12 protein-coding genes are annotated in these 15118 nt (G+C 53.7%); 2 read left to right on the forward strand and 10 right to left on the reverse strand.

Annotated features, from left to right (window positions below; translation table 11 throughout):
* Positions 1-16: 16 nt before the first annotated feature.
* Positions 17-586: a DUF1415 domain-containing protein gene (locus HALTITAN_RS11150; protein WP_009287175.1), complete on the forward strand. Its 570-nt coding sequence runs from the start codon at positions 17-19 to the stop codon at positions 584-586.
* 156 nt (positions 587-742) lie between these two features.
* Here the strand turns inward: HALTITAN_RS11150 and HALTITAN_RS11155 are convergent, their stop codons facing one another.
* The 9 genes from HALTITAN_RS11155 to HALTITAN_RS11195 all read right to left on the reverse strand — a co-directional run bounded on the left by HALTITAN_RS11155 (position 743) and on the right by HALTITAN_RS11195 (position 11378).
* On the reverse strand, positions 743-2407 hold the full coding sequence (locus tag HALTITAN_RS11155) for a methyl-accepting chemotaxis protein (protein WP_039859252.1): 1665 nt from the start codon (positions 2405-2407) through the stop codon (positions 743-745).
* 257 nt (positions 2408-2664) lie between these two features.
* On the reverse strand, positions 2665-3159 hold the full coding sequence (locus HALTITAN_RS11160) for a GNAT family N-acetyltransferase (RefSeq protein WP_039859253.1): 495 nt from the start codon (positions 3157-3159) through the stop codon (positions 2665-2667).
* Between the two features lie 23 nt (positions 3160-3182).
* The gene (locus tag HALTITAN_RS11165) at positions 3183-4175 is read right to left on the reverse strand and encodes an LLM class flavin-dependent oxidoreductase (protein ID WP_009287176.1); all 993 of its coding nucleotides are present in this window, start codon (positions 4173-4175) and stop codon (positions 3183-3185) included.
* Positions 4176-4316: 141 nt separating this feature from the next.
* Positions 4317-5009, reverse strand: coding sequence for an SDR family oxidoreductase (locus HALTITAN_RS11170; RefSeq protein ID WP_039859254.1), 693 nt, complete (start codon positions 5007-5009; stop codon positions 4317-4319).
* Positions 5010-5139: 130 nt separating this feature from the next.
* Positions 5140-6417 carry a nitrate regulatory protein gene (locus HALTITAN_RS11175; RefSeq protein WP_039859255.1) on the reverse strand — a complete coding sequence of 426 codons (1278 nt, stop codon included), beginning with the start codon at positions 6415-6417 and terminating at the stop codon, positions 5140-5142.
* A 125-nt stretch (positions 6418-6542) separates the two neighbouring features.
* On the reverse strand, positions 6543-7895 hold the full coding sequence (locus HALTITAN_RS11180; RefSeq protein WP_009287177.1) for a NarK family nitrate/nitrite MFS transporter: 1353 nt from the start codon (positions 7893-7895) through the stop codon (positions 6543-6545).
* Positions 7896-8237: 342 nt separating this feature from the next.
* Positions 8238-9257, reverse strand: a complete 1020-nt coding sequence (locus HALTITAN_RS11185; protein ID WP_009287178.1) for a patatin-like phospholipase family protein — start codon at positions 9255-9257, stop codon at positions 8238-8240.
* Positions 9258-9360: 103 nt separating this feature from the next.
* On the reverse strand, positions 9361-10485 hold the full coding sequence (locus tag HALTITAN_RS11190) for a CZB domain-containing protein (protein WP_022520665.1): 1125 nt from the start codon (positions 10483-10485) through the stop codon (positions 9361-9363).
* Between the two features lie 170 nt (positions 10486-10655).
* Positions 10656-11378: a murein L,D-transpeptidase catalytic domain family protein gene (locus tag HALTITAN_RS11195; protein WP_027959903.1), complete on the reverse strand. Its 723-nt coding sequence runs from the start codon at positions 11376-11378 to the stop codon at positions 10656-10658.
* Positions 11379-11483: 105 nt separating this feature from the next.
* On the opposite strand from HALTITAN_RS11195, the gene HALTITAN_RS11200 reads away from it, so the two are divergent.
* Positions 11484-13118, forward strand: a complete 1635-nt coding sequence (locus HALTITAN_RS11200; protein ID WP_009287181.1) for a L,D-transpeptidase family protein — start codon at positions 11484-11486, stop codon at positions 13116-13118.
* An 87-nt stretch (positions 13119-13205) separates the two neighbouring features.
* Here the strand turns inward: HALTITAN_RS11200 and HALTITAN_RS11205 are convergent, their stop codons facing one another.
* Positions 13206-14903 (reverse strand): peptidoglycan DD-metalloendopeptidase family protein, encoded by a 1698-nt coding sequence (locus tag HALTITAN_RS11205; protein ID WP_039859256.1) that lies wholly within the window; start codon positions 14901-14903, stop codon positions 13206-13208.
* Positions 14904-15118: the final 215 nt, after the last annotated feature.

The raw sequence follows: 15118 nt of genomic DNA on the forward strand, positions 1-15118 counted from the left end.
TGATCATGAGGGTGCTATGCACACAGATAACCAACACGCAGATGACCAAGTTGCCGCGCAAACGCTGAACTGGGTGCGCACTTTCATTGTCGCCCACGATATTTGCCCGTTCGCTCAGCGGGAGCTAGCGCGTGAAGCCATCCGCGTTGAGGTTGTGCGTTCTAAAAAAATTGAAGTGGCGCTTGAAGAGCTGATGGTCGAGGTAGCGTGGCTGGACGAACACCCTGAAACTGAAACGACGCTGCTGGTATTTCCAACGCTTTTTAAAAGTTTTGATCACTACCTGGATTTTGTTGAGCTGGCCGAAAGTATCTTGGTCGATCAGGGATATGAAGGAGTCTATCAGCTCGCTACCTTTCATCCCGATTACTGCTTCGACGGGGCTGAGCCCGATGACGCTGCCAACTATACCAACCGCTCTCCCTATGCCATGGTGCATTTGTTGCGCGAAGAGAGCGTCGAAAAGGCGATCGAGTTTTACGGCGATACCGACGCGATTCCTGAGCGAAATATCGCTAAGTTAACGGCGATGGGCAGCGACGCCGCTGAGCAACAGTTACAGCACTGTTTTGACGTGAACGACTAAGGCTTGTGAATCACATCGCTGATGTTTGCCTTTGACAGGGCGCCATCCGCAAGTTGTATTCTGTCGATATTTGCATTTAACGAGCCGCTAATTTTTATGACCTGAAGCGGAAGGCCAATGGAAAAAGGGCCAGCCAAGCTGGCCCAAAAGCGTGAATTAAAACTCTTCCCAATCAGGTGTGGCGTTGGGCAGTTTTCTAGCTGAAGAAGCGTTAGACGCTGCAAGTGCCTGCGGTGATGAAGAGGCGCTGGGGGTTTCCGAGCCACCGTGCGCTACGCGCTTAAGTTTGAAGGTCGTGACTAACTCGGCCAAACGAGTCGCTTCATCCTGGAGTGAGGCTGACGCGGTGCTGGTCTCTTCAACCAGTGATACATTTTCCTGGGTCGCCGAGTCCATCTGGGATACCGCTGTGCTGACTTGGCTAATGCCCGACTCCTGCTCCTTTGCGGCGAGAGCAAGCTCTTGCATCATTTCCGTCACTTTACGAATAGCTTCGTTGATCTCCGCCATATCATGGCCATTTTTAGCTGCTTGTTCCGCACCGACAACAATACGCTGTGAGATATCTTCAATCATGGTGCGTATTTCTTTCGATGAAGTGGAGGTCTTGGTGGCTAATGAGCGAACTTCGCTGGCCACCACCGCAAAGCCTCTACCGTGCTCGCCAGCCCGGGCAGCTTCTACCGATGCATTCAACGCCAGGATATTGGTTTGAAAGGCGATTGAGTCAATCACCTGGATAATGTCATGGACTTTGTGCGAGGTCTCTTCTAATTCCCGCATCAGTAGGCTGGTGCGTTCAGATGCCTGCTTACCACTATTCGCCTGTTGCGCGGCGTCCTGGGTCAATTGCTGTGCTTGACCGGCAGTATCTGCGTTTTGCCGCACAATCGATGAAATTTCATCCATACTCGCGGCGGTTTGCTGCAAAGCTGCGGCTTGTTGCTCTGTACGCGAAGCGAGATCCTGGCTGCCGCTGGCAATTTGCGTAGAGCTGGAGGCGACGGCTTCGCTACTTTGATTGAGCGTACCGATTATCTCTTCCAGGCGCTCCTGCATATCCTCCATGGCACTATAAAGGCGGCCAATCTCGTTACGCCCTAGGGCATCGATATGGCTGGTCAAATCCCCCTTTGCAATGTTTTCGCAAATGCTGACTGCCCGCTGTAGGGGACTGATGACGAGCCGATTAATCATTATTTGTACCACAATATAGAGTACAATCGCGGTTAAAATGAGAACGCCTACGGTGATACCAAAAATGACGCTGTCGCGCTGCGCTTCCGAGTGAACTTGGTTGCCTCTGCTCAATGCATAATCATTGAAATTACTGATCGCAGTGCTAAAGCCAGAGAACTTCTGATTAATGGGATCACGGTATTCGTCCAGTGTCTCATAGCGCTCGTTGGCTAAATCACTTCTTAAGGTGTCAGTGACAATAAGGTGGTAACTATCGACAATTGCATCGATTAGTGGGCGACGCTCGGAATCAATCGGGAGTTCAAGGCGAGTGAGTTCTGCAATACGCTGGTCAGATTTCTCCAGGCTCACCAGCGCTTCTCCCAGCGCCCGCTCAGCGTAACTTTCGTTGCCATTGCGGTAGTGCTGTGACATGCGCTCTAGCCTGACCCGCACCTCCATTAGATTTGTTTCTGCACGGTTAGCAGCACTCGCTTGTTGAGCACTGATTTCATTAATTTCTGCCAGCAGCTGTGCACCTTCGCGTTCTGCCATGACACCCATGCTACCCAAAATGATAAGCATGGCTAAAAGCACAATCAGTGCGCCAGCAATCACTCTCTTAACTGATATGTTTTGCATTGATACTTCTCCTAATACTCCCCGCACCTGAATTGGTGCATAGGGGAGTTTTAAAAGGTATCAATTTTCCGTTAAAATAATAATTTGATTAAGTTGGTGTTAGTTTTCTATATTGTTAAATGCTAAATCATAATAAAGCCGTATAATTAAATGTTTTTTTAAACTTGTTTGAGAGTTGTTTGGAAAATAATTGTTTGATAAAGAGTTGCTTAGTAAATAGTCGTCTGGTAAAGAACCCTTTGGTAAATGGATGATTGTTAAAGCGTCTTATGCATCACATGCGTATCGACAAAACCGAAGCGCGCATGGCGGTAGGCGTTAGGAACGGTACCCACAATACTAAACCCAAGCTTCTGCCATAACGCGACAGCCACCTCATTGGTGGCCACCACGGCGTTGTACTGCATGGCCAGAAACCCTAGTTCCCGGGCCTGTTGCTGGGAGTGCTCACACATGGCTCGCGCTACGCCTTTGCCCCGTGCGGCGGGGGTCACCATATAACCACAGTTACATATATGATCGCCGGGGCCAGCCGCGTTGGTTTTTAAGTAGTAAGCGCCCAGCATTTGTCCGTTTTCATCTTTGGCAACCACACTGGCGTTAGGCGTTTTACACCATAACTGACGGGCAGCTTCAAAACTGATATCGGGATCAAACGCATAGGTCTCTTGCGCTGCAACAATGGCTTGGAAGGTGGGCCAGAAAGCAGCAAAATCGTCATCCGTTATTGGAGAGAAAGCGAGTGTGGTCATAACTATCCTGTTCAGCTAAGCGCTTATCGAGCGACCTCAGCCACAATTTCGTAGCTGCGTAGACGGTCGGCGTGGCTGTAAAAATCGCTATTAATCATCAGTTCATCGGCACCAGTGCGTGTTTGGAATTCCTCAAGCTCGGCTTTAACTGTCTCGGGCCCACCAATAATCGCCGCGCCTAAAAATTGGCTGACTTGGGCCTGTTCCATCGGCGACCAATCCAACTGCTCAACCGGCGGTTGTGACTGAGTCGGCTTGCCGCGAATAAGGTTTAAAAACTTCTGCTGCGCTGTCGTGGCCAAGTAGTGAGCCATCGCGTCACTCTCTGCGGCCATCACGGGAAGGCCGACCATCGCATGGGGCTTATCCAGGTGCTCCGAAGGGCGGAAGTTATCACGGTACAAACGCAGCGCTTCAAATAAATAGCCCGGCGCGAACTGAGCCGCAAACGCGAAGGGTAAGCCCAGTTTGGCTGCCAGCTGCGCGCTGTAACCGCTGGAACCCAGCAACCAAATAGGCACATGGGTACCTTGGCCAGGCACCGCTTTCACTCGCTGCTGGGGCTCTGCATCGGCTAAGTAGCTGCGCAGCTCATTCAGCAGTTGTGGAAAATCATCGACCCCGGCGTGGGCGTTGCGGCGCATAGCCTGCATGGTGGCACCATCCGAGCCAGGCGCACGGCCTAATCCCAGATCAATACGGCCAGGGTAGAGCGTTTCCAGTGTGCCGAACTGCTCGGCAATCACCAGCGGTGGATGGTTAGGCAGCATAATGCCGCCGCTACCCACGCGGATGGTGGACGTTTGCCCGGCTATATGACCAATCAACACGGCGGTTGCGGCACTGGCGATACCGGCAATATTGTGGTGCTCGGCAAGCCAGTAACGGGTATAGCCTAGCCGCTCGGTTAATTGCGCCAGGGCAACACTATCGCGAAAGGTCTCTGCGGCACTGCCGCCCTGGCGAATAGGTGCCAGATCAAGAACGGAAAGTGCCGTGGAAGCGAGTTGGCTCATGGATCACCTGCAAATTAATTCGTGGGCGCGTCGGGTGAAAAATTACTTAGCGCGCTTGGTAATTACACGTTATGCGGCCATTGCAGATGAATTGCAAGGTGTCGACTATCCAGGTGGCGGATATACAGGTTCGTTGGCTCCTCACTCCTCATTTAAAGGTGGAGTGGGGCGAATAAGAATTTCATTCACATCTACATGGGCAGGTTGCGCTAGTGCGTAAATTACCGCATTGGCGATATCGCGATCTTCTAAGGCATGAGTTGGCGGCTCATCAAAAAAGGGGGTGTCGACCATTCCAGGTTCAATTAGCGTCACACGCATGCCGGTGCCACGTAACTCTTCACGTAAGTTGTAGCCAATTCCGGTGACCGCCCACTTGGTCGCGCTATACATCGAGCCTGGAATAGTCGTGCGGCCTGCGGCTGAGCCGGTGAGCAATACATGGCCTTTGCTGCGTTTAAGGGCGGGCAAACAGGCTTGAATAGTGAGGCCCACTCCATAGATATTGGTGAGAATCATCTCACGCCATGCGTCGTGGTCGGCTTCACTAAAGCCGCCGGGTGAACCGCCACGGCCAGCGTTGGCAAAGACGCCATCCAGGCGGCCAAAGGTTTCCAGCGCCTGCTCAACCATGGCCTGCTGCTGTTCCATGTTAATCACGTCCAGCTCACAGGTCAGTACGTTTTCCGGCCCCAGCTCTTGCGCCAGTGCGGTGAGCTTGTCGCTAGAACGTGCAGCGAGTACTAACTTATAGCCTTCACGTGCAGCTGCGCGAGCGGTGGCCGCACCGATGCCGCTAGATGCGCCGGTAATTAATAGCACGCGGTGTTGCATGGGGTGCGCTCCTTGCTTGGTCAGTCAAGTGAGCTTTTAGCATGGCTAAGGTGACAGCATCCTGCAAATATAGGCTTAAGCAGCTTGGTATTGTGCTGCTAACTGACTGCTAACGAGGAGCCCATCTACTTTACGTTTTAGCATCGTTGCGTTTTAGCATCGCTGAGAGATCCAGTATCGCTTGAGCCATATCTGCCATGCTTTTGCTTTGATCCATTGAGGTTTTCCGCAGAAAGCGGTAGGCCTCCTCTTCGTTCATCTCCTGGTGGGCCATGATGAGACCTTTGGCGCGTTCAATCAGTTTGCGTTCTCGTAGCGCTTTGCGGGTATTTTCAAGCTCATCGCTGAGCCCTTGTAAGCGGCTGGCCTGGGCTTGGGTGAGCTCGATCAGCGAGCGGCCCAGGGGGGAGGTGAGAGCGTTGGCGGTCAGGTCACCTAATGGTTGCGCTCTATTCAGCGCCAACAGCTGCTCGCAGGGGGCGGATGTTGGGCGACAGGGATCCGCCTTGGTTTTTTCTAAAGCCTCCTCGGCCTGGGCGATTTTGCGGTGGCAAAGCACACTCAGTTGTTCAATCAGCGCATCTTCAACTGTTTTCATTGAGTCGATGCGCAGCGTGGTGAGTTCATACCAGGTTTCACCCAGCTTATCGGGTGTCTCTTTGGGTGGTGATTGTTTTGCCGACGAGCGTTGGCAGGCGATATCGCGTAGATGGCAAATACCCGACAGCGTGCGCGGTGAAAGCTCCTTCTGCCATGCCTGCTGCGCTTCGGGTGTCGCAAACTCTACAAAGGTGTCGAAACAGCGCTGTTGATCCGACATTAGCTGGTTGAGCAGGGCACGGTGAGGCTCGTCGAAGTGGCCATGGGTAAAGCCAAAGGCGCCGCAGGCGCGCTCCTGGCCCGCCAGCTCTTTGCCTTGCATTAAGTGGAAAATCGCTACTAGCGTGCGGGTAATATCGGGATCGATAGAGGTATCTGCGGCCTCAAACACAATGGCTAGTAGGCCACTGGTCAACTGGTTAAACGCCTGGGTCGCTGCATCGGGGGTGATAGCAAAGGTATCAATGGCCTGGCGAAGCGCGCCAAGTTCGTCAAGCGCGTACCAGACGGCGGCAATCCGGCGCAGTAAGCGCGCGGCGGCCTGGGGGCGGGCCTCCTCACTGAGCGCTTCCAGCCGTTGGCGCATTAGTGTTTCGGCCTGCTGACTGTGTTGCCGGTAGGTGTCGCGGCGGGTTTTGAAGCGCTGCCCCTGGGAAACAAGGTAAATCGTCGATGCGCCCCGTTCACGCTGGAGCATATGAATAAAGCGGCTGATGTCGCCGACAATATCGGCGGTGGTGGCAAGGTGGGTAAGGTTGTCGATATCGCAACGGATGGCGGTTAAGAGCAGTTGCTGCGCTGAAGACATAGAAATTTCCTTGGTGACTCGCCGCCTAAATGTGAACACTCCCATACCGTTATTCTCCCATACCATGCCGAAGCGTATGGGAGTGAACAGGAACGTTATGGAAGTATGAGTGTACTGGAAAGCGCTTAGCGTAACGACAGAGCGCCCGCGCCTACATCATCACCTACTGCGTCGCTATACGCTTTGGCCTCTTCTGCTTCGGTAGCATCGCTAAAGCGTACCACCAACACACATGAAGCCAGGATCAGTACAGTGAGGCCTAAATAGAACAGACCTTGCTGATAGGTCAGGCTTTCGCTGCGGAACAGAAAGGCAGCGCCTACCGCGCCCACATTACCGCCAGCGCCGACTATGCCCGCCACGGCACCCAGCGCCTTTTTGTTGATAAACGGCACCACGCCAAAAGTAGCGCCTTCCGCCATCTGCACAAACAGGCTGAACACCAGCATGATACCTATCGCTAGGCTTAATACGTGCATCTGCGAAAACGCTACCAACGCAATACCTTCGCAAACCAAGGCAATAAACAGCCAGCGAACGCGCCCTTTCAAGCCCCCTTGCTTAGCGAAAAGATCCGAGAAGACGCCGCCTAAAGTACGCGCAAAAATATTCATTAAACCAAACAGACCGGCAATCAGACCCGCGGTGGCCAGGGTAAGATCAAACTTATCAAAGAAGTAGATGGCGGCAATATTGTTGATCGTCAGTTCCACGCCAAAGCAGAGGCCATAGACAACGAACAGCGCCCAAACACGAATATCCTTGGCGGCGGCTAGAAAGCTTTGCGCGGCACCATTTTCACCTGAAGCTTCAGGCAATTCGCCGCGTGCGCGCAGGTCGCTGAAGTTGCCGTTGGGGGCATCCTGGGTAAAGAACCAGTAGCCAATGCCGGTAAAGAACATCACTACACCAGGCACCATCATCGCTAAACGCCAGCCAAAGGCTTCGTTAACGCCCAGCATCAGCATGCCCGAGAAGATTAGTGGCATCAGTATCTGCGTGGTGCCACCACCCAGGTTTCCCCAACCTGCGCTAGTAGCGTTGGCGGTGCCGACCACATTGGGGGCGAACATCATCGAGGTGTGGTACTGGGTAATCACGAAGGAGGCACCAATGGCCCCAATGGCTAAGCGCGCCAATAGAAAGGTTTCAAAGCTATCGGCCAAGCCAATGCCCATCACCGGAATAGCGCCTAATATCAGTAGCCCGGTATAGGTTTTACGCGGACCGATGCGGTCACACAGTACGCCAATCGCAAGGCGCACAATGACCGTAATCGCTACCGAAGCGATAATCGTATTGCCGATTTGTGTTTGAGTCAGTGAAAGGTCTTCTCGAACAATCGCCATAAGAGGGGCGATGCCGAACCAGCCGAAGAAACAGATATGAAACGCGAACCATGAAAAGTGGAAAGCGCGCATCTGAGGAGTCGAGAAGTTAAGCAGCCGAATGCGGTTGGCTTTGTTGCGTATGTCCATGGGATGGCCTCACGGGGCATAAAACGAGTTAGTCGCTACGCAACGCAAACAAGTTAGCGCGTTACGCAAACAATTGACGAGAACATGCCTTCACCGTTGAAGGTCAGGTTCGACGCACTCGTACCCGACTGGGCCTGGTCCACGCCTACCACCACTGGTAGGAGTTATGCAGGTAGTTTGCCAGTTGAATATTTATTGCTAAAAATCAATATCTTAATTTATTTTTGTTGTGCGTGTTAGAGATGAGTGATCAAGTCTATGCTGCATGATTGGGCATGCAACGCCGATTTTGCGGCATCTTGGTGCTAGAAGGGTGCAATGGGCGGACTGAACGTGCAGCCATTATTCATGTAAATAGACGGCATCAATATCCAGTGTGGAGTGGCTACCAATCGCTTCAAAGTGTTCGCTTAACCAACGTTCAGCGGCAGCTTGTCCCTGCTCGAAAAGATGGCATAGAAAAGGCCACTCAGAATTGGATTTGCTGGAGACAGAGAGGCCCTCAAGTGCCTGCTCGCCGCTAATGCGGTGGAACAACGCCTGCTGGTAGCAGTTTTCAATGCCTTGCTCATCGAGGGTATGCTTAAGCAGCGCAATCATACGGATCTCTTTAATCAGTGCTGAGTTAAAGGTGATCTCGTTGAGGCGATTCATAATGGCCGATGCCGAGGTGGGGACTTCGTTACGGCTGATTGGGTTGATTTGTATCAGCAGAATATCCCGTGCGCTGCACTCCTCCATGAGAGGAAACAGGGCGGGGTTACCCATGTAGCCACCATCCCAATACGCTTCGCCGTCGATCTCCACTGCTTGGAATATAAAGGGCAAGCAAGCGGAGGCCATCACCGCGTCAACGCTCATCTCTTCACGGCGGAACACCCGCTGTTTACCCGTGCGTACGTTAGTGGCCGCGACAAACAGCTTAAGCTGTTGGCATTGCCTAACCCGCTCGAAATCAATATGTTCGGCCACGATATCGCGCAGCGGATTTATATTGAGTGGGTTGAGTTGGTAGGGGGAGGCCACACGGCTTAATAGGTCCATCGCAATAAAACCGGGCGAGTGATCCAGGCTCCAGTTGCCGGTCAATATGTCCAAGGGAGAGCGGCGGATGGGGCTGGCCATACCCGCGCGACTCACCGCTTGCCAAAAGTCGTGCAGTGCTTGCCGAGCGGTCTCTTTATCGCCTCTTGTGAGCGCATCGGCCATTACCACGCCATTCATTGCCCCGGCGCTGGTGCCGCTGATGCCCTCAATCTCAATGCGGTCATCTGCCAGTAGGCGATCAATGACACCCCAGGTATAAGCCCCGTGGGCGCCACCGCCTTGTAACGCGAGATCTAGCTTTTTGACCTGTGCCATATGCTTTTTCCCATTGCTGCTGGTGAGGAAAGTGGTTTTATTGCAACCAGCATGGCATAGGCGGCTAGATAAGACGAAAGGCTATTTAGCGTACAACGGCTATTTAAGGTGCGCCCGCAAGCGGTGAGTGATGATTGGTTGAATAGGGCGCCTCATACATGGCGTGCTCCATGAGGTTGTCCAACTGCAGGGCGAGCTGCTGGCTGGCTTCTTCCATGACTCCCAAGGCGGCCAGTTGACCATTGCGGTCGCCCAGGCGGGCAAACTTAAGTGCTTCCGCGCCACTGTCATGCATACGGCGATGGGGTGCCGCCAGCGCTCGATAGGCCTCAGTGCGGGCGTAACGTTGGTGACCTTCTCCATGTTGATGCCAGCGCCCTAAACGGCATTGGTGATGGTCTTCTAGGGGAGTGTCTGTGTTGGCAGAGAGGAGCTGCTTATAAAGCCGACACTTCCACACCGCATGATCAAGCTTCGCGGAGTGTAAAAACGCAGCGGTGGCATTGTGATGAATCACCTTGTGCATATGCTGAGCTTGGTCAGCAAGCTGATGCACTGCCTGCTTAGCTGCTTGCGCGGAATGGGTAATCTCCTCGTCGGCCAGACGTTTTTTCACTACGGCCTGCGAGTGTTCTCTTACCTGGCTATTAATTTGCTCCATCAGTAGGCTGAGCTGATGGCTCAAGCTGTGCATAGTCAACGCTAAGCGGTGGACATCGTCTGCAATGGCTGCCAATCCTGGAGATTGCTGGCTAGCGGCATCGGTGCTGCCAAGCAGACCTTGGCTATGGGCCGTTTCGAGGGCCGTACTTACCGCTAACGCCTGGGCGTGGCCTGCACTACGGGCGAGAGCGACCTGTAGCTGGCTTAAGGCGTGCAGAGTTTTAGCTAACACTAATGGGGGTAACGCTTCGGTACGTTCAGTGTCGTGGCAGCGTTGGTCAAGGCTACTGACCGCCTGTTCAGCGGTGGCAATTAAATTAACCGTTTCCGTTAGGGTGGCCCGCTCGCCGGCAAGCTGATCCGCATACTCCTGTATGCCACTATTGAGAGAAGCCAGCATATCCGCGCCTCTTGCCTGCAGCATGCCGATGGATTGTGCCGGTTTCATCAGGCTCAATAATCGACAACTGGGGGAGGGGGTAGCAGCGTCAAGCTGAGTGCGTAACTCGGCAACTTCCTGTTCCAGGCGGCGAATTTTTTGGTACGGGTGCATAAAGGTGAACATGGCAGAGACACCTACGGCAGATAGCAATATTTTGTGTTAATTTGTCACAAAGTATTGCAGAGGGTTCCCCTGTGCGCCTGATTTAGCGGCCGAAAATGATAAAATTCAGCTACTGATTGCCTGTAAGGCTGAGGTTGTTAACGTTCCCCTCATTAAGATTCTGGGTAACATTAGCGCCGGGCTAGCTGTGCGGCGGTGGCCGTGCAGCCTAAAAACGCGGAGGTGGCCAGCCACTCGGCATCGGGATAATAAGCGAACACATACTGATCCTCTTTTAGACTGTCGATCAGCGGGTAAGTGACGTCTTCGCGTACCGCCGGGCAGCCATGGCTGCGACCGAGCCGCCCCGTTTGGGTGATAAAGGCGTCGCTTACATAGTCCGCGCCGTGGATCACAATAGCGCGCTCAAACGCCAAGTCATTGACGTTGGGTTCCAGACCCTCCAGGCGCAGTGAATAGCCGTTGCGCCCATAGTAGCTGTTCATAGTGCGAAATAGGCCAATGCTGGATTGATGGCTATCGGGGGTATTGGAAAACGTCTCTGCTTGGGCGTCGCCAGACCCCTGGCCGTGGGAGACCAGCTCTTCGAAGAGTAGCTTATGCTGGCGCAAATCAAATACCCACAAGCGCGGCTCGGTAGATGGCAGCGAGTAATCGATCACTGCCAAGCGCTCGGCATTAGGCTCGGCGCAGTTAAGCGCTTGGGCGGCTAAACGCAGCGCATCGGGCGAGGCCTGGGGGGCGAGCTGCAGCAACTGATGGTGTAAAGGCAGTATGCCGCGAGGTGGCGTTGAATCAACTTGGGCGAAGAAACTGGCAGCGTGGAGCGGTAATGTAAATAATGTAAAAGGGAGAGAAAATAATAACGTGGCAACATTTAAACGAAGAGCCATAAAAGTCGATCCTACGAGCAATATAAGTCATTATAAAGATTAGCCGACTAATATAAAAAACAGGGTCGGCGATGTGGAAGACTATAGTAACGCAAGGAGAGGGCGATGAACGAGATACAGCCACTAAGACAATGGGCGATAGGGGTCGCTCTTTGTCTCACGCTTACCCACAGCCCTTTAGGCATTAGCTATGCGAATGCGGATTCAGCGCCGTTACAACAGGCGTTAGCCCAGCAATTAAGCGCGGTTGAGGCGCAGCGGCTACCCGTTGCTGAGTTTTATCAACTGCGCGATGGGCAGCCCGCCTGGCAGGCAGCCGTGGCGGTTGAGTCTCTGGTTGCTGCGTTGAATAGCTTGGAAACCGATGGTCTAACACCCGAGGATTACCACGCTGATACACTGATTGATGAGTTCCAGCGCAGTCAGGCAAGCAGTCAAGCCGCTCAGGCGTCGTTTGATATTAAAGCAACTCGAGCGTTGCTGCTGGCGCTGGATCATTTAGAGCGCGGTAAGGTGAACCCGCGCGATGTCGAACCCCAGTGGGATGCGCCGCGCCCTGAACGTCGCTACTCACTGCTGCGTGTGGTGCATGCCGTCGATGACCGCTCGCTTGATAACGCGATCGCGCTGGCTCGGCCCTCGTCTGCTGAATATCAGCAACTGCGCGATGCCTTGAAGCAGCATTATCAGCTGGCTAACCTGGGCAGCGTGCCCTACTTGGCTGCGCGGGAAGAGTCGTTGCGGCCAGGCGATGAAGCCGACGATGTGAGCGTGCTGCGCCAGCGCCTGGCACTATGGGGAGAGGCTGAGTTACAGGTGGCGGATAGCAGCGCCTATCCATTAATCGGTGTACAAGCCGGGTCGAATCGGCGTGCCTTTGATGCACCGCTGGAAGCCGCGGTGAGGCGTTTCCAGCGCCGTCATTTGCTGCAGGAAGATGGTGTAGTGGGCGAACAAACTCGCTTGGCGTTGAACACCTCAGTGGCGTCGCGAATCGACCAGCTGCGGGTCAATTTAGAGCGCGCGCGGTGGATCCGTCCGATGCAATCTGCTGAGCCACGAGTATGGGTTGATATTGCAGGCTACAGGATGCACTACGTGCGCCCTAACGGCCAGCACTGGGACGCCCGTGTGGTGGTAGGAACCCCGCGGCGCGAGACGCCGATTATCCACTCTACGATCAGCCATTTAACCATTAATCCTTCCTGGACAATCCCGCCGACGATCATGCGCGAGGATGTGTTGCCCCAGGTGCGTGCCGATATCGACTACTTGGCGCGTAAAAACATCCAGGTGATTAGCCCCATGGGCGAACCGCTTGCTGCGGAGGAGATCGACTGGCAGCGTCCTGGCGGCGTTATGTTGCGTCAGGTAGCGGGTACAGGTAACCCGCTAGGTCGCGTCGTGGTACGGTTTCCCAACGATGAAATGATCTATTTGCACGATACCCCCGCGCGTGGATTGTTCCGGCGTGATCAGCGTGCACTTAGTTCAGGCTGTATTCGGGTTGAAGGTGTGACTGAGCTGGCGCAAATGCTGCTGCAAGACACCGGCAGTCGTTATCAAATGAGTACGCTGTTAAAAGGAGGGAGTGATCGCAATGTGAGCTTATCTCAGCGTATTCCCATTGCGCTGCATTATTTGACCGCGTGGCCAAATGCCGAAGGCGAGGTGGAGTTTAGACCTGATATCTACCGCCGGGATGCAACGCTACTGGCCGCGCTGCAGCGGTCAGTCTAGACAGTTGAAAATACGTAAGCCAACGCAAAACAACCGCCCACGTGGCGGTGTTTTGCGTTTGAGTACACGGTAGCTATATAGCGGTCGCTAGTCGTCGCTCTCCTGCCGATAATTAGCCACGCTAACCGGGCCTGTTTCGCCGCTTTCCAGCGCCGCCAATATGGGTGCTGCCTGATTCTGGAACGCAATAAGCGTATCGCCGCTCAAGCTGGTGTTTTCGGGTAGGGGAACCGTCATCGCATTGACCGGTGAGTTGTTGACGATGACTTCGTAGTGCAGGTGAGGGCCGGTGCTGCGGCCTGTATTGCCTGATAGCGCGATACGCTCGCCCATTGTTACACGTTCACCTTGCTTCACCAGCGGCCGGGAGAGGTGCAGGTAGCGCGTCCGGTAGCCATTGTCATGACGGATGACGACATAGCGTCCTGCGGCGCGATGGTTGCTCACTCGTTCCACAACACCGTTAGCGGGAGCCGTTACCGGCGTGCCAATCGGCATAGCAAAATCGGTACCGTTATGCGGGCTAGTGCGGCCGGTTACTGGATGCTTACGGCGCGGATTGAAGCTGGAGCTTAAACGGTAGTTGCCTTCAAACGGGTGGCGCGCAAAGGCAGGATCCAGGCTACCACCCTCAGGTGTATAGAAGTTATCGTCGCTGGCATTACGCACAACGGTTAAGTCCATGCGTTCGCCGTTGTAATGAACAGCCAATACACGGGAATCTAAAGTTTCACCATCGATCATGTCTGACTCGACCAGTACCTGGAAACGATCGCCGCGGCGGCTGTCACGCCGAAAATCGAGCTTCTTTTCGAGTAGTTTCGTCAGTTCTGTTACCGAGCCGCTGTTCAAACCTGTCGCCTGGGCGGAGCGCGCAAAGCTACCGCTGACGCTACCGGCATAGAGGCGCTGAACAGGTTCTCCTTGGCGTTCAATCGTGGTGATGGCGAAGTGGTCTGCGTCCTTCTCCAGCAGTATGCCGTCACGGGTGTTTTTCATCATGCGTAGCGACAATAAACGCCCATCTTCATCCAGCTGATAATCAAAGCTGTGCCCGGCGCGCCAATTGGTTAGCATGCGCGGGTCAGGTAAATCCTCCAGCAGAGCCATCACTTCGCTATAGCCTAGGCCTAATTCGTTTTGTGCCAGTACGGCAAAAGTTTCGCCGGATTCAACAATGTGGGTTTCCCACTCAGGTACAAAGGGCTCTTCAGCTGCCAGCTCTAAATCCAGAAAGGAGATATCATCGAATAGCTCAACGCCATAATCCTCATAAGAGGTAGCGTCGGCAATTTCGACGGAAGAGCTGTTGTCTACATTATTATCCAGCATGCCGCTAGCCAATGTGCCTAGCACAATTGCCATATGCAGCGCACCGTCATCGAGACCACCGCTTTCCAGTGCTGCGGTATTCGGTACCGTGACGTCGACGCCCAAAGCCGGCTGGTTCGCCATGTCGGCCTCTGCGCTGGCAATGACGTCAAGATCAACGATCTCGGTTGCGGTGAGTTCACTGAGGGGGATATTTTCGCGGGTCGCGTCGAGGGCGCGCGAGGCGCGATCGATCGCATCTGCTACCGGGGTGCGTTCTTGATGCAGGGAAGGGACGCCCGGAGTAGAGTCGCTTGGGAGCGGTACTAGCACGCTTTCAAGCGGTGTGTTTAGTTGAGTTAAATCTTGGTATGTCGTCAATAACTTTTGTGTGCCCAGCACGGTGACCATTGTGGCCACGGGTAACAGTAATAATTTGTGCGTACGGGGCAGCGAATGGAGGATTCGCAACATGGGTAAATGGACCGCCGAGTTCGTGATTAAAAGTAACTATTAAGCGAATAAACCCGGAAACCATACCCCATGAAGGCAGGGGTGCATAGACTGTATATCTATACATAAAGCGTAATTAAATACAAAAATAGCACTAACAGACAGAGATTACTATTTATAAACAGCGTTTGCTAACAAATGTAACCAGTGAAGCGTGCTAACTAAATAATCTGTGT

The organism is Vreelandella titanicae BH1, assembly GCF_000336575.1.
In the GTDB taxonomy this organism is placed as follows: Bacteria; Pseudomonadota; Gammaproteobacteria; order Pseudomonadales; family Halomonadaceae; genus Vreelandella; species Vreelandella titanicae.